Source organism: Defluviimonas sp. D31 (assembly GCF_033436765.1).
Taxonomy (GTDB): Bacteria; Pseudomonadota; Alphaproteobacteria; order Rhodobacterales; family Rhodobacteraceae; genus Albidovulum.
In genome coordinates this window covers 553822-571970 of the sequence record NZ_JAWQFN010000001.1, presented here as the reverse complement: position 1 = coordinate 571970, position 18149 = coordinate 553822, and the positions used below count along the sequence as shown (strand labels likewise).

16 protein-coding genes and 1 tRNA gene are annotated in these 18149 nt (G+C 60.8%); 14 read left to right on the top strand and 3 right to left on the bottom strand.

Translation table 11 applies throughout. The annotated features are described in order from the left end of the window. The 3 genes from R5H32_RS02750 to lipB form a co-directional block, all read right to left on the bottom strand. Complete coding sequence (locus R5H32_RS02750) at positions 1 to 525, bottom strand: DUF2244 domain-containing protein (protein ID WP_318337149.1); 525 nt, start codon at positions 523 to 525, stop codon at positions 1 to 3. 1 nt (position 526) lies between these two features. Then, positions 527 to 2197, bottom strand: coding sequence for a cytochrome c oxidase subunit I (gene ctaD, locus R5H32_RS02745; protein ID WP_318337148.1), 1671 nt, complete (start codon positions 2195 to 2197; stop codon positions 527 to 529). Positions 2198 to 2612: 415 nt separating this feature from the next. Continuing rightward, entirely contained in the window at positions 2613 to 3299 is a 687-nt protein-coding gene (lipB, locus tag R5H32_RS02740; RefSeq protein ID WP_318337147.1) for a lipoyl(octanoyl) transferase LipB, read from the bottom strand. A gap of 510 nt (positions 3300 to 3809) precedes the next feature. On the opposite strand from lipB, the gene R5H32_RS02735 reads away from it, so the two are divergent. From R5H32_RS02735 to R5H32_RS02670, 14 genes are all read left to right on the top strand, one after another. Next, complete coding sequence (locus tag R5H32_RS02735) at positions 3810 to 5135, top strand: peptidoglycan-binding domain-containing protein (protein WP_318337146.1); 1326 nt, start codon at positions 3810 to 3812, stop codon at positions 5133 to 5135. Positions 5136 to 5270: 135 nt separating this feature from the next. Further along, positions 5271 to 5357, top strand: a tRNA-Leu gene (locus R5H32_RS02730). Positions 5358 to 5412: 55 nt separating this feature from the next. Beyond that, on the top strand, positions 5413 to 6720 hold the full coding sequence (locus R5H32_RS02725) for a DUF6538 domain-containing protein (protein WP_318337145.1): 1308 nt from the start codon (positions 5413 to 5415) through the stop codon (positions 6718 to 6720). Between the two features lie 700 nt (positions 6721 to 7420). Then, positions 7421 to 8341, top strand: a complete 921-nt coding sequence (locus R5H32_RS02720) for a restriction endonuclease (protein WP_318337144.1) — start codon at positions 7421 to 7423, stop codon at positions 8339 to 8341. 730 nt (positions 8342 to 9071) lie between these two features. After that, positions 9072 to 9341: a hypothetical protein gene (locus tag R5H32_RS02715; RefSeq protein ID WP_318337143.1), complete on the top strand. Its 270-nt coding sequence runs from the start codon at positions 9072 to 9074 to the stop codon at positions 9339 to 9341. A 983-nt stretch (positions 9342 to 10324) separates the two neighbouring features. After that, a complete protein-coding gene (locus R5H32_RS02710) occupies positions 10325 to 10903 on the top strand; it encodes an HNH endonuclease signature motif containing protein (RefSeq protein WP_318337142.1) in 579 nt (192 codons plus the stop codon). A 288-nt stretch (positions 10904 to 11191) separates the two neighbouring features. Beyond that, positions 11192 to 11824, top strand: coding sequence for a hypothetical protein (locus R5H32_RS02705; protein ID WP_318337141.1), 633 nt, complete (start codon positions 11192 to 11194; stop codon positions 11822 to 11824). A 16-nt stretch (positions 11825 to 11840) separates the two neighbouring features. Then, positions 11841 to 12626, top strand: coding sequence for a hypothetical protein (locus R5H32_RS02700; RefSeq protein WP_318337140.1), 786 nt, complete (start codon positions 11841 to 11843; stop codon positions 12624 to 12626). Between the two features lie 9 nt (positions 12627 to 12635). Then, positions 12636 to 12905, top strand: a complete 270-nt coding sequence (locus R5H32_RS02695) for a hypothetical protein (RefSeq protein WP_318337139.1) — start codon at positions 12636 to 12638, stop codon at positions 12903 to 12905. 116 nt (positions 12906 to 13021) lie between these two features. Next, entirely contained in the window at positions 13022 to 13222 is a 201-nt protein-coding gene (locus R5H32_RS02690) for a hypothetical protein (RefSeq protein ID WP_318337138.1), read from the top strand. A 674-nt stretch (positions 13223 to 13896) separates the two neighbouring features. Then, positions 13897 to 14928 carry a LacI family DNA-binding transcriptional regulator gene (locus R5H32_RS02685; RefSeq protein WP_318337137.1) on the top strand — a complete coding sequence of 344 codons (1032 nt, stop codon included), beginning with the start codon at positions 13897 to 13899 and terminating at the stop codon, positions 14926 to 14928. 91 nt (positions 14929 to 15019) lie between these two features. Next, the gene (locus tag R5H32_RS02680; protein ID WP_318337136.1) at positions 15020 to 16321 is read left to right on the top strand and encodes a sugar ABC transporter substrate-binding protein; all 1302 of its coding nucleotides are present in this window, start codon (positions 15020 to 15022) and stop codon (positions 16319 to 16321) included. A 118-nt stretch (positions 16322 to 16439) separates the two neighbouring features. Then, positions 16440 to 17306: a sugar ABC transporter permease gene (locus tag R5H32_RS02675; protein WP_318337135.1), complete on the top strand. Its 867-nt coding sequence runs from the start codon at positions 16440 to 16442 to the stop codon at positions 17304 to 17306. Positions 17307 to 17314: 8 nt separating this feature from the next. Then, entirely contained in the window at positions 17315 to 18145 is an 831-nt protein-coding gene (locus tag R5H32_RS02670; RefSeq protein WP_318337134.1) for a carbohydrate ABC transporter permease, read from the top strand. Positions 18146 to 18149: the final 4 nt, after the last annotated feature.

Here is an 18149-nt window from a genome sequence, read left to right as displayed (position 1 = left end):
TCATGATCGCGCCGCCGAAAGCGCAGCGCGCAGCGCGACCGCAAGGTCGCGGCGTTCCTCAGGCGACAGGAACGCCCCGAGTTCGACCTCGCGTCCCTCGCCCTTCAACGTGAGGTAGTCGGGAACCGGACCGCCCGTGGCATGGAGCGTAACCGACACCCAGTAGGGATTGGCATGCCAGCGCAGTTCGGTTCCATCCGGTGCGCGGCGGACGATCTCGATCCGGTCGCGATGAAGCGTCAACCGCTCTGTCAACTCTCCGGTGCGGTAGCTCGAACTCAGCGCGCGCCATATTGCCCAGACGGCGAGGACGATAAAGGGCAGGAGCCCCCAGAGGATCTTGGTGCCGAGGACCGCGAAGAGCGGCAGCGACAGGAGTGCCGCGGTCGCGGCGATGAAGCCGACGAACCCGGTGCGCGGCAGCGAGCGGTGGGGCCAGAGCACGAGCTCGGCCACCGGCTCACGCGAAGAGGCCCCGGATTTCTCCGGGGCCTCCTCTGGTCGTCTTACCCAGTGATAGGGCATGTCAGTGAGCGTGGCCCTTGTCCCACATGTCGCGGGTCGGGAGCGTCTCGAACGTGTGCTCCGGGGGCGGCGAGGGCAGGGTCCACTCGAGCGTGTCGGCGTGCTCGTTCCAGTAGTTCGCCTCAGTCACGCGCTTTCCAGAGCGCAGCGTGTAGAACACGATGCCGATGAAGAAGACGAAGGAGGCGAAGGACAGGAACGCGCCGAGCGACGAGATGTAGTTCCAGTACGCGAAGGCTTCCGGATAGTCGATGTAGCGGCGCGGCATGCCCTGACGGCCGAGGAAGTGCTGCGGGAAGAAGGTCAGGTTCGCACCGATGAACATCATCCAGAAATGCAGCTTGCCGGCCCATTCCGGGTACTGGCGGCCCGACATCTTGCCCATCCAGAAGTAGCAGCCCGCGAAGATCGCGAAGACCGCGCCCAGGGACATCACATAGTGGAAGTGCGCCACGACGTAGTAGGTGTCGTGATAGACCCGGTCGACCGGCGCCTGGCTGAGGACGACGCCGGTGACGCCGCCCACGGTGAAGAGGAAGAGGAACCCGAAGGCCCAGAGCATCGGCGTCTTGAACTCGATCGAGCCGCCCCACATCGTCGCGATCCAGGAGAAGACCTTGATGCCCGTGGGCACCGCGATCACCATCGTCGCGAGCATGAAATAGCTCTGCTGGGTCAGCGACATGCCGACCGTGTACATGTGGTGCGCCCAGACGACGAAGCCCAGAACGCCGATCGCCACCATCGCGTAGACCATCGGCAGGTAGCCGAAGATCGGCTTGCGCGCGAAGGTCGCGATGACGTGGGAGATGATCCCGAAGCCCGGCACGATGATGATGTAGACTTCCGGGTGACCGAAGAACCACAGGATGTGCTGGTAGAGGATCGGGTCACCGCCGCCCGAGGGCTGGAAGAAGGTGGTGCCGAAGTTGCGGTCGGTCAGCAGCATGGTGATCGCGCCCGCCAGAACCGGCAGCGACAGCAGGATCAGCCAGGCGGTGACGAAGATCGACCAGGCGAAGAGCGGCACCTTGTGCAGCGTCATGCCCGGCGCACGCATGTTGAGGAAGGTCGTGATCATATTGATCGCGCCGAGGATCGACGAGGCGCCCGAGACGTGCACCGCGAAGATCGCGAGGTCCATCGACCAGCCGGCCTCGTTGGTGGACAAGGGCGGATAGAGCACCCAGCCCACGCCCGATCCCGCCTGGTCGTTGCCGCCCGGCGCCAGCACCGAGGCCACGGCGAGCGCGGTTCCCGCGACATACATCCAATAGGAGAGGTTGTTCATCCGCGGGAACGCCATGTCGGGCGCGCCGATATGGAGCGGCATGAAATAGTTGCCGAAACCGCCGAAGAGCGCCGGGATCACGACGAAGAACATCATCAGGATGCCGTGGGCCGTGACCAGCACGTTCCAGACATGCCCGTTCGGAGTGCAGGGTTCGTCGGAGGCGAAGAGGCGCGAGCCTTCCATGCACATGTGCTGGACGCCCGGCTCCATGAGCTCGAGCCGCATGTAGACCGTGAAGGCCACCGAGATGAGACCCACGACCGCGGCCGTGAAGAGGTAGAGGATACCGATATCCTTGTGGTTCGTGGACATGAACCAGCGGGTAAAGAACCCGGGGTGTCCATGATCACCGTGGCCATGAACGGCTGCGTCGGCCATGCTGTTCTCCCATTCCATACGCAAGGCGCGGGTTATCGCCCCGCGCACGGCTTCAGGCCCCGTAATAATTGTCCGGGGACGGATGGGCAATCAAAGAAGCGGGGCCGGCGACGGAAAATTTCCGTCCCGTGGGTTTTCGGGAAATCAAGCGCGTCCGAGGACTTGCCGGGCGGGCGCCGAGAGCGGCGAGGCCGGGCAGGGCCGCGGGGCGGCTCGTATCGTGATTGGCGTCCACGCGCGGGCAGTCGGTCTTACGGCATGGCCGCGGTCCCGGCGGGGATTTGTATCTACATCGCTTTCCTTCGACTGGCGGAGCCCGGCGAGGTCCAGGCGGGGCCGCTCTATCACCGATTCCGGGGGCACGATTTGACATGGCGCAAACCGGCTCCGGTCGGGGAATCGGTTGCCCGCGGTCTCAGGTTTCGACAGGCGCGGGCGGCTGATCCGCCTCCACCGGCCCGAAGGCCTCCGCAAACGTCGCCTTCAGCGCGACGTCGAGATCGTTCATCGTCACCGGCAGGCCGAGATCAACGAGGCTCGTCACCCCGTGCTCGCGGATACCGCAGGGCACGATCCCGTCGAAATGCGCGAGATCCGGCTCGACGTTGATCGCGATGCCGTGGAAGCTGACCCAGCGCCGGAGCCGCACCCCGATCGCCGCGATTTTGTCCTCGCGCACGGCGCCGCCGGGGCCGGGCGCCTTGTCGGGCCGGGCGACCCAGACGCCGACGCGCCCCTCGCGGATCTCGCCCCGGACGTTGAACTCGGCCAGCGCGGCGATGATCCAGGCCTCGAGCCGGCCGACGAAGGCGCGGACGTCGCGGCCGCGGCGGTTGAGATCGAGCATCACATAGGCCACCCGCTGGCCCGGCCCGTGGTAGGTGTACTGGCCGCCCCGCCGCGCCTCGTAGACCGGAAAACGGTCGGGATCGGTGAGGTCCTCGCGCCGTGCCGAGGTGCCGGCGGTGTAGAGCGGCGGGTGCTCGAGAAGCCAGATCGCCTCGCCGGCGCGCCCCTCCGCGATCGCGGCCACCCGCTCCTCCATCGCGGCAAGCGCGGTCTCGTAATCGACGAGGCCGGGGCTGGTTATCCATTCGACCATGGGCTCTCCGCATCAAAGTTGCCGCAAGGGCAGGAATTCCAGACTGGCGCCATTCGGCGCGGCGGCGCATAGTCCCCCGCATAGTACGACCTCCCCGAAAGTTCACGGGGTTTTTTGATCAGATCATTGGGGGCAAGCATGTCGGTGTTACGCATTGCGGCCGCTTCGGTGGCGATCACGGTCGGTCTTCTCATCGTGTCCGCCGTCCTGGCTCAACCGGGCTTCGGGCCGGAATCAGGGGCGGTATCCGGCGAGATGATCGGCTTCAGGTAGAAGAACTTCCTGATTGTTCTGGTTACGAGTGCGCAGAACCCGAGTCCGAACCCCTTCACAGTTGCTTTAGCGACGCGAGGGGTTCAAACTCGGGTGGTTTCCAAGTCTCGCCGCGACCTGGACGTGCCTGGGGCACGGCGAAAAGCTATTTTCGTCGGGGGGTACGATATGATCAAGCAACGCATAGTCGCCGCATCCGCAGCCGCTTCGCTAGCACTGTGACCGGCCAGTACGGCCTTGGCCGATGCCGGCGACGCCATCGCCGGAGGGATCATCGGCGGCATCATCGGCGGCGCGATCGTCAACGAATCCAACAAGAAAAAGCGCTATGTGCGCCGCTCGCCGAGCTACCACTACAGCGGGATCAGTTCCGCGCAGCGCGCCCAGAACCGCGAGGTGCAGGTTGCGCTGAACTATTTCGGCTACCCGGTCGGCGCCGCCGACGGGGTGATAGGCAGCCGCTCGCGGTCGGCGATTTCACAGTACCAGGCGACGCTCGGTTATCCGGCCACCGGCAATCTTACCGAATACGAGCGCAACCTGCTCGTCGGGTCCTACCACCGTGCGGTGGCGGGGGGCTCGGCGACGATGAGCCAGGCCGCGGCCCATCCGATGGGCGTGCGCGGGCTCCTGTTGACCTGGCGCGACGAGGCCGCAGGTGTCACGCCGTACGGCCAAGGCGCGGTGCAGGGCCAGATGACCGCGATGCCGGCGGCTCCGGTGCTCCCGGTGCCCTCGGCGCCCGCCGTGACGGCGCCCGAGTCGCAGACCGTCATCGCCACGCCGGACCCCAAGGTCGAGCCGGAACCGGCCGCGCCGGGCCTGCCGACCTTCCTCGGCGGCGCGACGACCGAGGCCTCGCTCGCCTCGCACTGCAACAGGGTCGGGCTGATGGCCTCCAGCGGCGGCTATACGACCGTCGCGACCATGACCGATCCGATGACGGCGCTCGGCGAGCAGTTCTGCCTCGTCCGCAGCTTCGCAATCGCCGAGGGCGAGGAGATGGCCGCTCGCGTGCCCGGCGTCACCATGTCTGAGGTGGCGGCCCAATGTGCAGGCTTCGCGCCGGCGATGAAGACCCATGTTGCCTCGGTCTCGCTCGAAACAGCCGACCGCGTCATCGCCGATGTGCGCGATTTCGCGCTCTCGACCGGCATGGCGCCGGCGCAGCTCGCGGCGACGGCGAAGATCTGTCTCTCGGTCGGGTATTCCGGCGACGACATGGATGTGGCCGTGGCCTCCAACCTGATTCTCGCGGCGCTTGGCGAGGCCGCGTATGGCGAGTTGCTCGGCCATCACCTGAGCCAGGGATTCGGCGCCGCCCGTCGGGCAGATCTCGCCTTCGACTGGTACGACATGGCGATCACCGCAGCCGACCTGACGGGTGCGGCCCCCTTCGCGCCGGGCCAGCCGGAGCGGATGCAGCTCGTGCGCAAGGCTGCCTACACGATTGCCGGCCGCGGCGATCAGGCCGCGATTCCGGCGGTGCCGGAGGCCATGCCCGCGGCGCTTCCAAGCTTCGCGATGCCGCTCGACACCGCCTCGGCCGAGGTCACCGAGTAGCCCTCGAACGCCGTTTCGCGAGTTTCGTTCCCCGTCGCGTGTTTTTTCGCGACGGGGCGAAAATTCCCCTTCACATCGCCATAGGCTTTGGCTAAGAAGCGCCCACCTCGCCCGGAGGTGAACTTCGGGCCCGGTGCGGTTGTGGCGGAATTGGTAGACGCGCAGCGTTGAGGTCGCTGTGGGCTAACCCCCGTGGAAGTTCGAGTCTTCTCAACCGCACCAAATCCTCCACTTTCAAAGGGTTATCCGGCTTCTGTAACAGTCGGAGGACAGGCCTTTGAACCATCCGTTACCCAAGCACATCTTCAAGCGCGGTAAGGTGTATGCCCTGCGCTACTCCATCCCCACCGAGTATCAACAACTTATTGGAAAGAAAGAGATTGTCCGCAGTCTCGGCACTCGTGACCTGGGCGAAGCCTTGGCCAAGAGGGGCGGCGCGATAGACGAAATTCAGCGCGATCTAATGGCCACTGTAGAAGCCGCCGCGAGCGGAACTGTACGGGTGAGCGAGGGCCGACTTTCGGCACACTTAAAGCGGACCCCGAGCAAGGCCGCGACGATCCGCGACACCGCCCATCGTTGGCTTGCGGAGGCAGACGGTATCGCTGCGGCGACTCGGGTTCGCTACCGGCAGCACCTTGAAGCATTCGCGGATTACGCGGGTAACATCGAGGTTGCCGAGATCAACCGCGAACTGGCCTTGGCGTTCATGGACCATCTCAAGGCGACACCCTCGGACCGCACTGGCCAGCCGCTTTCACATCGTTCCCTTGGGTCTTACCAAGTGTGCCTCGCGTCCTACTGGCGGGTGCTTGAGCATTGGGGCTTGGTGGACGGGGACATGAAGAACCCGTTTTCATCCCTGCTTCGTCGGCTGGCGGGGCAGAGGAAGAAGGCCGACCCTCGGAAGAAGGTGCTTCGTCCAGTGACGCGAGCGGAGGCGGAAGCCCTGCTTGGCTACATCGCGGCCAATCCCTCGCTCAAATACCAGCGGGAAATGTTCCTTGTCGTCAGGCTGCTGTGGGTGACCGCGTGTCGTCTCAACGAAATCGCCGCGCTCCGCTTGAGCGACCTGAGCGACAAAGGCGACCACTTCGCCTTGCAGATCAGCAATGCCAAGACCGAGGCGGGAAATCGGGTCGTCATGGTCGTTGGAAAGGATGACTGCCGGTTGCTCAGGGAAACTGTGAGGCTGGCCAAGATCACCGAGCCGGTACAGCCCGAGAATGCAGACCTCCTGTTTCCTCGGTTGCTCCGTGGCGGGTACGACAAGAAGCCCGGTCACTACCTCGGGAAAGCCTTGGAGAAGGCGAGGAAGTCGCTACCGGACCATGACGGGACATGGGATATGCACTCTTTCAGACGAACGGGGGTTTCAGCCTTGGTCAACGCAGGTGTAGCCAAGGAAGCCCGTAACCTTGTCGTCGGTCACTCGAACAAGGACGACATAGGCGTGTCGGTCTATGCCAAGAGGGGCGATCTTAGCGAGGTCATCAAGACGACCTTTGAGGCGCTTTACATCGAGCTTGAGGGTGGTCTAGGTAATGGTAACGCATTTAATTGTATGGAGAAAATAAGATGCTAAGGCGTAGAACGATTGGGTTTTTGGCTACCATTTCCGTATTCGTTTCTTAGGCAAGGGCAACAAGCATGATTAAAGAAGATCGCGTCCCGAATTTCTTCGAAACAATGCGTCGCGAGCCAGTTTTGACAATAATCGGGGCCGCCTTCTGGGCAGGAGTCGGTTGGTGGGTATGGTCAACCATGACCTACAGAGACGTTGCCGAGGCAGATCGGCAGAGCTGCTCATTAATTGCCGAGGTAGCGAGCGAAGCGGCGGAAGCACGAGACAATTTCGTGGATCAAAGACGTTTCCAGTCAGAACTCAGGAGAAACCTTGGCATTAGGTTGCCCCAAGACGCGCTAAGTGCGATTGAACTTGCCTACCGTAATACCCTGATGAGTCCGTCGGAGTTGAGGGATCATGTTAACGGCAGGTGTCTCTGGAGTTTTCGGCACACTAACAAGGACAGGTAGCCCATTTCTTTCAATGGCTGGAGGCGGCTACAAGCGCCTTGTGGACGCCCTCTATGCGTACGAGGAAGTCACCGGGGGGCAGGCGCATCCGGTGAACGGGTGGTTGTTGGAGATCGCCGTGTAGGACGTTGGGGACTGAGTAAGCTTTGGGAGGCCGGGGGTGAACCTTCGGCCTTTTTCGCTTGTTACGGGTGGCTCCCTGGTGTTCATATGAAGCTGTGTTGATCCCGTAACTCCCAGAGAAAGCTATGATTCCTGATTATCAATCCTTGATGAGGCCGGTGCTTGCGTGTGCGAAGATCGGACCTAGAAAAATCTCTGAGGTTGTGGACGAAATCTCGCAGCAGCTTGGTCTGAGCGCAGAGGAGCAAAATGAGATGCTTCCGAGCGGCAAGCAAACGATCATCAGTAACCGGGTCCATTGGGCCAAGACTTACCTAAAACAAGCGGGGCTTGTGAAAAGTGATCGCCGTGGGTGGTACGAACTCGCCCCGCGCGGCATTGAGATTCTCGATACACCGTCCATAAAATTAAGCACAAAGTTCCTCGAAACATTCCAAGAGTTTCAGGACTTTAAGACTCGGAGTCGCTCGTCAGATGATGGGGGCTATGTTGAACTATCCGCGTCCGACGAGGACATCACACCTGATGAAAGCATCCAAGCTGCTCACGCTAAACTAACGGCAGCCTTGGGATCTAACCTCTTAGATAATGTTCGCTCCGCAACGCCAGTATTCTTCGAAAGGATGATCGTCGAATTGCTGCTAGCGATGGGATACGGTGGCACTTCCGAAGAGGCCGGTCGGGCATTGGGTCAGTCTGGCGATGACGGTGTAGATGGTGTGATTGATCAAGACCCGCTTGGGGTGGACCAAATCTATCTACAGGCTAAACGCTATGCAGCGGGTAACACCGTGGGGCCAGCCGACATTCGCGATTTCTATGGCGCACTCAGTATAAAGAAGGCCACCAAAGGAATCTTTGTGACGACCTCGTCTTTCACGAGTTCTGCGATGCAGACAGCTACCGCACTGGGTTCGCGGATCGTCTTAATTGATGGTGGGCAACTCGCGAAGTTGATGATCCGGTACAACATCGGTTGTCGCGACAAGGAAGTCCTGCACATCAAGCAACTTGATGAAAGCTATTTCGACGAAGCCGAGGGCTGAATTTTCCGAAAAAAAATTTGTGACGGTATATACGGTGAGGCGCGGCTACCTTTCCCCCGTGCCCCCTAGGGTCACCACCAGAAAACCAATGGCCACCCCCTCGGTTCACCGGAAGCAATCACGCCTTGCCTAAGGGTAGGGCCGCGTAACGCGCGGCGCTCAGCCATGCTCCGACGACCGACACGCTGCGCGGTAGAACCGAAGCCGCTGTCGCTCAGGTGTGAGTAGGATGACTCGTAGTGAACTCATGGAAAACAGTGGGTTGCCCTAGGTGTGCGGGGGGAACTGTAAGGAAGTTCATGGGATGTTCTGAATAAACCCTCCATACGGAGATACACACCACCACCCCTTGCCGACGCAAACCCAACGGCGCTCAGGTTGGTCATGGTGAAAAAAGTTGCCATACGGATATACACGTCACCGAACCGCGTCAGACCAAGGAAGCAAGGGCTTCTGATGCGGTGGCGGTCATTTACCCCTCATACGGAAATACACGACCGATACGCACCGCTCAGGCTGGACGTGGTGAATAAACCCTCCATTACGAGATACACGCCGCCACGTTCCTTCCGCCAACTTCCGCGTTCTTCGATTTTCTCGGTAGATCAAGGCCCCTCCGTGCCTCGCAGAAAGCAGACCCTCTCCCTTTCTGTTCTCTCCGGGTCATGCTCGGGAAACACGGTTAGATCACCGTCGAATTAGATACTCGACGTTAACTCGGCGGCGAACCTTGGATTTTGTTTCCTTTTGTCCATCGTTCGCCGCTTCTTTTTCGATCACCAGCATCGTCAACACCAATTCTTTGGAGGCAGCCTCTTGGCGCTCATTCACCATGCGTACATTTGAAGCCAGTTTGAAGATCACTGACCCTCACACGGGGGCCATCACCTATCGCCGCCTGTTCACCCGACGTGCCAAGGACAAACACCAGGTAGCCGCTGAGGCGGTGGCGCTTGGCCTCGCTCATCCGATGGGCGAACTCATCGTCTATCCCTTCTGAGCCAAGACATACCAATTGCTACAAGTTATTGAACCCTTTACGGGGGAGAGCGTATCTCCACCCGCACAGTCTCTTTGTCCTCATTGCGGGACGCTCTTTAGTTTCCGCAGAAACAAGACCTTCTGTTCCCGCACATGCAAGAACACGAGCCAACGCAGGAAAGAGCGGAAGGCCATCCCGGCCAACGCCGCTTGCAGCTACATCAAGGCGAGGGAACAATCCGAGAAGTTTGACCTTGCCATGCGTATGGCCGAGCGCCTTTATACGATGCCGCCAGGGGAACGCCTTGGATATCTAGAGGTTGTCGTGTCGCTCGCTCGCGGCGGTCACTCACCAATCGTCAAAGATATTCTGACGACCCCGCAACTCTTGAACCCCGACCCTGACAAGACCTTTCTCTTTCATCGCAAGGCACCCGGCGTTTACTTCACGATTGCCCAAGCGGCGAACCGGTACTGCCTCTGGTCACCTTGGGCTGCACCTGTGGGCCATGTCGTCAGCGGCTTAACCCCTGAGCCGCCAACCGGAGAAGTCTTCCCTGACGGGACGGTTGACAATGGAGACGCTGAATACAACCGCCGTCGCCTTCGCACCCGACGCGTTCAGAAAAGGGGTGACACCCTTAATAGAGGGGAGCCGATGGGCCGACCTCCGGTTCATCCTTGGTATGGCCTAGGCGACGAATATCCGCACCCTTTGCGGCGCTACACGCCGACCGGGGATCTGAAAAAGGGGTGACACCCTTAATAGAGGGGAACCCGTGGCGATCTTGAGTTGGACTTAGGACACCCCAAGTCTGCGCGAGCCAGCCGACGCCGCCGCGCCACCCTGATGTTGCCGTAGGTTACATGGGGAACACCGGCAGCAGACCCCAACTCCCCGACATAAATGATTGCCGACTAAGGCAACCCGAGACCCCATTTCCTATCACAAAATTGCCAAGCCATGACGCGCGGATAATTTAGATAAATCGAAAGAAAGCAATGACTAAGACCAAACAGCTACTGACCGTCGAGAACATTCCCTACCTCCTCGAATGCTTCGACACATCCCGCATTGATGATGGCGTACTGATCTGGAAAAAGCGCCCCCTAGGCCACTTCAAGAGCGAGACCGCTTGGCGGTCCTACAACTCCCGTGTCGCCGGTACTCACGCAGGACGGAAAGCCCGAGGGCATCTCTACCAAACCCTCGCGGTCAAAGACCCGAACACCAAGCAAACCGTCTATGTGAACAAGCATCGCCTGATTTGGCTCTTGAAGCACAACGAAGTCCCGCCCCCGATCATAGACCACAAGAACCGTATCACCATCGACAACCGACCGAGCAACCTCCGGGCGGCAACGGATGCGGAGAACCGCCGCAATTCAATCAAGAGCAAGGCCAGCCCCGGCAAGGGGGAGATCGTTAAGAGCGAGAACGGGAAGTTCCTGGCGCGGTTCATTCCAGAGGGCGGGACCGGTTTCGAGATAGAGACCGACCATTACATTCTCGCTTACAGCTTCGTTAACTACCTGTCGTACCTCGCTGACGAGGCCGCAAAGCTGGACAAAATCCAATGATCCTTGATCTTGCCGTCCTGTTCTTTGGTGTCTTGCTATTTTCCGATGCACCCCCGTTCATCCCCGAGTGACCCCCAAACCATCTTTGAGTACACCCGACGCCGCAAAGGCACGACCGCGAAGACCCTTCACGCCCGGAAGACGGCCAATAAGGCGCTGATCTGTGCTTGCCGGGAATGCGATCGGCACCGATCCGACCTGTCGGTTTATTGCCTCGCTCACACGCGGCGGCGGGGTACTCAAGGCCATCCGACAATTGACCTTCCAACCTCCAAGGAACTTGCCGCTTTGGAAGACGCCATCCGCGATTGGCTAGAACATGACTACGTTGGCGTGTCGATCACCCGAGAGGGCTTCAAGAAGCTGTGGGGATCGGCCTTGCAGCGGCTCAGGAAATCCCCGAGCCACGCCATTCCCTTCTTTCGGCTAGAGGGAGTCTCGGGTTTTACCCAGCGGTCCAAGGCGGAGGTCCTGTTGGCATGGTACCACCATCGCAACGGGAAACCGTTAGGGGCCGCGATGCTCCGGTATATGGCGGTCAGGCTGTGGGCCAACCTCAAGTTCACCCTACCTGACGGCAAGAACAACCTTGCGAAAGAGCGGGATTACTTCGTCGCCACCCAAGCCGGGAAGTTCGTCCTCCATCACTCGGGGTTCTGCAAATCCAAGACCGAACGCAACATCATCGGCTGGCAGGAGGATTTCCTGTCATCCTTCTCTGACGGCTCACCCCGCCATATCCCAATCGTTGAAACCACCACCAAGAAGGTGCGCCTGAAAGACACCAAGGCAGCACCGATTTCCCGCGCCATCGGAGCGGAACTTAGGGACGCCGTTGAGTATGCCCTTGGTCCGCTCTGGTACACCAACGGCGCACTCAGGGACCGAGCCGCCTTGGCTTTGTCCGCATCTAACCGATGACAAGAAAAGAGAAATAATGACCCAAGCAATTGATGCCACCGGCAATGCTGTGGCTTCCACTTCCAACCTTACCCACGACAATGACTTCCGTGCCGCGACCCGAAACGTGGATGCCGAGCGGCAAGCCAACGGCCACTTCGCGCGGAGTTCCAATTACATCTCCGACGACGACGCCAACAACAACATCCGTGTCGTGACCCGTGACGGTTCGCGGCAATACGTGGAGGGCGGTTACCAGCCGACCGATATCATCAAGATCGAAGGCATGGAGGTTCCCTACGAAACCGCCGTGTCACTCGGGTTGATCCAGCCCCACAACGGCGCTCAAGGCGACCAATGGGCTGAACCGCAGGAACACTTTGAGCAACCTCTAGGCGCTCAGCCGCAGGAGGAACAATCCGCGCTGGACGGCGCAAACCTCCTTCATGCTCAGCTTGAACTTGCCGTCGGTGGCAATGCCGATGCCGTCTTGGCCACCTTTGGCGACGATATCGTGACCAACGGGGAGATCAGCGAGGAGGGCTTCCGGTACGCCCAAGACAAACTCGGCATGTCCGAGGGTAGCGCCAGGGCGCTCTATGACGAGATGCAAGAAAGCGGTTCGCAAACCTTGGCTGACTTCATGGAGGTTGGGGACTCTCTCGGAATGGAGCGGATGGAGTTCCTCGTTGAACTGGCCGAGCGCGGTAACCGCGATGAACAAGCCATCGTCCGCAACCTTTGGTTCCAAGCGGCAACCGGCAAGCTGACGCGAGAGGGTGCCGCCGAGGCTTTCGACTACCTCTATGCGCCATATGCGTGAGGTCGGGCGATGACTGACACCGAACGCCCGGTGGCTGACGAAGCCACCAACGCTACCCGAGCGGACCTTGAGAAACTCAATGGTCTTCTAATCCGTACCCTGATCCAGAAGCTGGAAGACGGAAGCGCCACGACCACCGACATAGGCAGCGCCGTGAAGGTTCTTGTGTCCAACCGGGTGCAACCCGAGGAAGCCGTGGGCCACCAAGGCTACCAAGGCTACCAAGGCTACCAAGGCGAATACCCGGTCTCGGACTTCGACTTTCCTATCAGTGTTTGAACGCCAGCGGCTGAGCGTCTAGCGCCCAACAATCCCTATCCCAAACCTACCGCGCCTTTTCCGGTCTCTGTCGCCGGGGGAGGCGCTCCCTTCAATTCAATCAAAGGAACATCACTATGGCACGACAAAGCATTTTCCCGGTCGTCATCGAAATCGCAGACTTCATCTCCTTCAACCGGAACATCATGGACCCATCGGATATCAACTGGCTGAACCATGTGTCCGACCTTGTTAGCTCCAAGACCGCCTCACAGGAGCAAGCGAGCGCCGCTCTTGCGCAGGTCCGGGCGCGGACGCTGGCTGAGTCTCAGGGTTAACCTTGCGCGCCTAGCGGCTGAGCGACTCGCGGTGACTCTCAGAGGCTGGCTACAGGCGCAACTCGGGTTGGGGCAGGGGTAACCTCCGGACAACTTTGAACGACCTGTGGCCAGCCTCGGAGGCGCTGTGTGGAAGGTTGTCGGATTCACCATAGGGCGAACGAGAAACACAAAGAATCCATATACTAGAAACTGTAAGGGTTGCCTTGCGTTTACCCTTACAGTAAGAATGCTACTCGAAGCACCGGCTAACCTGCTGATTTGTGGGCTTAAGTCTTTGGGGTGATTGCAGACGGAGTTCGTTGAGATACTGTGGGTGTACCCCGTGCCTCTTCGAGTCTTCTCAACCGCACCACTTTCAACTCCGATCCCTCCGGCAACCTCGGCCCGTATAGGGCGGATCCAGTGTTCGTTTGCACGCCTGCGCACGCATCGACTCAGTGCCAATCCCGGCCCGTCGTGGCTCGCTCGCGGGGGTTGCCCATTCGCCGGATTGGCATTCGTGCGCTCCGGATGACGGCCCGCAAGCTTCGTCGGGAGGATGCGGCCCGGTCGCAACTCGCCATGTCGCTGGATAAGTTTTCGCGCGTCAAGTATATCTCGGACCAACGGAAGGCGATCGCGGCGCTCTGGCGAGGCGCTTGCGAAGGCTCATGAAGGAAAGGCGAACGACCGTGGCCAAGGAGAAGCCGAAGAACATGGAGGAGTTTGCCGGGCTGGTCGGCATTTCCCGCCCCACGCTGTCGAAATACTTCTACGATCCGGACAGCGTGCGCCCGAAGACCCGCGACAAGATCGAGGCGGCGCTGGAGCACTACGACTACCGGCCCAACATCTTCGCCATGAACCAGAACCGCAAGCTGACGAAGAACGTCGGCATCGTGGTTCCCTATCTCGCGGATCCGTTCTTCGCCGAGATCGCGCGGAACATCGAGCAGCAGTGTATCGACGCGGGCCACCGGCCGTCGCTGTTCAGTTCCTACGGCGATCCCGCGCTGGAAGTGGATATCCTTGACACCTTGCGCTCGCTGAAGCCGGCTGGCGTGTTGCTGGCGCCGCTCGGGCGGAACTCGAACCGGGCGGCGGTCGAGAAGTTCTGCGCCGAGGTGCCGTCGGTGCTCTTCGACAGCAATGTCGACGATGTGGGGCTGGCGTTCGTGGGTTCGGACAACGCCCAGTTCGCGGCGCTCATCGTGGATTACCTGTGCCGCACCGGCTCGCCGCCGTGCTTTTTCGAGATGCGCAATCCGGCCAATCCCAACGCGAACAAGCGCCGCGCGGGCTATGTCGCGGCGATGGAGCGCCTCGGCCATGCGCCGCAGATCGTACAGGTCGACGGCGAGGGGTGGGCGTTCGAGGAAATCGGGCGGCGCGAGGGTATCAAGGCCATCGAGGAGAAGCGGTTCGCCACCGACACGGTCCTGTGCAGCAATGACCGGCTGGCGATCGGCTTCCTGACCGCCTGCTACGAGAAGGGCCTGCGCGTCGGGCGCGCGTCGCATTGCGCCATTCGGGTCGCCGGCCAGGACGATCATCCCTTCTCGCGGTTCACCTGCCCGCCGCTGACCACAATCGCGCAGGACTACGCCGCGATTTCGGCGCGCGCGGTCGAAACCCTGTTTCGCATGATCGACGAGGGAGGATCCGGCATGCCGCGTGACGTGACGCTGTTCGAGGGGAAGTTGGTGATGCGGGACTCGGCATAAGAAAGTTATCGCGCGTAAAGAAAAATATTGACGCTGCGACAGCGCCTCTCCTAGAGTTCTGGCGAAACATCCAGACTGAGGGAGGATTCGGATGTATCGGAACTACGCACTTCGTGCGGCCACGGCCCTTTGGCTGATCGGTGCCGGCGGCGCCCAGGCCGAGACCATCACCATCGCCACGGTCAACAACGGCGACATGATCCGCATGCAGGGTCTGACCGATGACTTCACGGCCAAGACCGGCCATACGGTCGAATGGGTGACGCTCGAGGAAAACACCCTGCGCCAGCGCGTGACCACCGACATCTCGGCGAAGGGCGGTCAGTTCGACATCATGACGATCGGCATGTACGAAACCCCGATCTGGGGCAAGAACGGCTGGCTGGTGCCGCTCGACGACCTCTCGGCCGAATACGACGCGGCCGACATCCTGCCGGCGATGGCGGGCGGCCTGTCTTATGAGGGTACGCTCTACGCCGCGCCGTTCTACGGCGAGAGCTCGATGGTGATGTACCGCACCGACCTGATGCAGAAGGCCGGTCTGGAGATGCCCGAAGCACCGACATGGGAGTTCATTCGCCAGGCCGCTGAGGCGATGACCGACCGGGCCAACGACATCAACGGCATCTGCCTGCGGGGCAAGGCCGGCTGGGGTGAGGGCGGTGCCTTCATCACCGCTATGTCCAACTCGTTCGGCGCGCGCTGGTTCGACGAAAGCTGGAAGCCCACCTTCGACAGCGAGGCTTGGCACAACACCCTGACTTTCTACAAGGGCATGATGGACGAATTCGGCCCGGCCGGTTACGCTACGAACGGCTTCAATGAAAACCTCTCGCTCTTCCAGCAGGGCAAGTGCGGCATGTGGATCGACGCCACGGTTGCAGCCTCCTTCGTGACCAACCCGAACGACTCCACCGTGGCCGACAGCGTCGGCTTCGCGCTGGCGCCGGATAACGGACTCGGCAAGCGATCGAACTGGCTCTGGGCCTGGGCTCTCGCCATTCCGGCCGGCACCCAGAAGGAAGCCGCCGCGAAAGAGTTCATCGAATGGGCAACTTCCAAGTCCTACATCGAACTCGTCGCCGCCAAGGAGGGCTGGGCCAACGTCCCCCCCGGCGCCCGGACCTCGCTTTATGAGAACCCGGATTACCTGGCCGTGCCCTTCGCCAAGATGACGCTCGACTCGATTCTCTCGGCGGACCCGAACAATCCGACCGTTGACCCGGTTCCCTATGTCGGCATCCAGTTCGCCGCCATTCCTGAATTCGCCGGGATTGCCACGGATGTGAGCCAGGAGTTCTCTGCCGCCTATGCCGGTCAGCAGACCGTTGACGAGGCTCTGGCAAAAGCCCAGGCGATCGCCACTGACGCGATGGAAGCCGCCGGCTACTAGGCCCCGGCCCATCTGATCCGGAGGGCGGTGATCCGCCCTCTGGCACCCCTTAAATCCTTGCCAGGCCAAAGTCACCGCAAGCACTGTGCATCTTGCACAACCGATGGAGGTTTGCCCGATGGCCACGAAAGCGTCGCGTTCCGCTGCCAGACTCATGATGGCTCCCGCCGTCATCCTGCTACTGGGCTGGATGCTGGTGCCGCTGATCATGACCCTGTGGTTCTCGTTCAGGACCTATCTGCCGCTGCGCGGCGGCGATCTCGGCTTTGCCGGCTTCGAGAACTATGTGCGCTTCGTCACCTCGTCTGCCTTCTGGCCCGCGGTCGTGGCAACCCTGGCCATCGTCGTCGGTTCACTGGTCATCACCGTGGTCTTCGGCGTGCTACTCGCGCTCCTTCTTGATCAGCCGATCTGGGGGCAGGGCATCGTGCGTATCCTTGTCATCGCCCCCTTCTTCGTCATGCCGACAGTGTCGGGCCTCGTCTGGAAGAACATGTTCCTGGACTCGGTCAACGGCCTTTTTGCCCATGTCTTCAAGTTTTTCGGGGCGACCCCGGTCGAATGGATGATCGACAAACCCTTCTTGAGCATCGTCCTGATCGTGAGCTGGCAGTGGCTGCCCTTTGCCACGCTGATCCTGCTGACCGCGATCCAGTCGCTTGACAGCGAACAACTCGAAGCGGCCGAAATGGACGGCGCACCGCCCCTGATGCGTTTCTGGTTCATCACCATACCGCATCTGAGCCGCGCCATTACCGTGGTCCTGCTGATCGAGACGATCTTCCTGCTCGCGATCTTTGCCGAGATCTTCGTCACCACCGCCGGCGCCTTCGGCACCAAGACGCTCACCTACCTCATCTTCCAGCGTGTGCTGGAAAGCCAGAATGTGGGCCTCGGTTCCGCCGGAGGGGTCTACGCAATCATTCTTGCCAACATCGTTGCGATCTTCCTGATGCGCATCGTCGGCAAGAACCTGGACGCGTGAGATTTATCATGGCCCGTGCAGTCACCAACCGCCGCAAGACGATCAACACCGCCCTCGCATGGAGTGTCGGCCTGATCATCTTCTTCCCGATCCTCTGGACGATCCTGACCAGCTTCAAGACCGAGGGCGATGCGATCGCCTATCCGCCGAAATTCCTCTTCTTCGACTGGACGCTGGAAAACTACTCCATCGTGCAGGAGCGCTCGGACTACATGCGCTATCTCTGGAACTCGGTGATCATTGCCGGGGGCTCCACGCTGCTTGGAATCATCATCGCGGTGCCCGCCGCATGGTCGATGGCCTTCGTGCCCTCGAAGCGGACCAAGGACATCCTGATGTGGATGCTGTCCACCAAGATGCTTCCGGCGGTGGGCGTGCTCTACCCGATCTACCTGATGTTCATCAAGCTCGGGCTTCTGGACACCCGCATCGGTCTTGTCATCGTGCTGATGCTGATCAACCTGCCGATCATCGTCTGGATGCTTTACACCTATTTCAAGGAAATCCCCGGCGAGATCCTCGAAGCGGCGCGGATGGACGGCGCCACGCTGCGGGACGAAATCCTCTACGTGCTGACGCCAATGGCCGTTCCGGGGATCGCCTCGACCGTGCTTCTAAACATCATCCTCGCCTGGAACGAAGCGTTCTGGACGCTCAACCTGACGGCCGCGAAAGCCGCCCCGCTCACCGCCTTCATCGCCAGCTACTCAAGCCCCGAGGGCCTCTTCTACGCCAAGCTCAGCGCCGCTTCGACGATGGCCATCGCGCCGATCCTCGTCCTCGGCTGGTTCAGCCAGAAGCAACTCGTGCGCGGCCTGACCTTCGGCGCCGTGAAATAGGGAA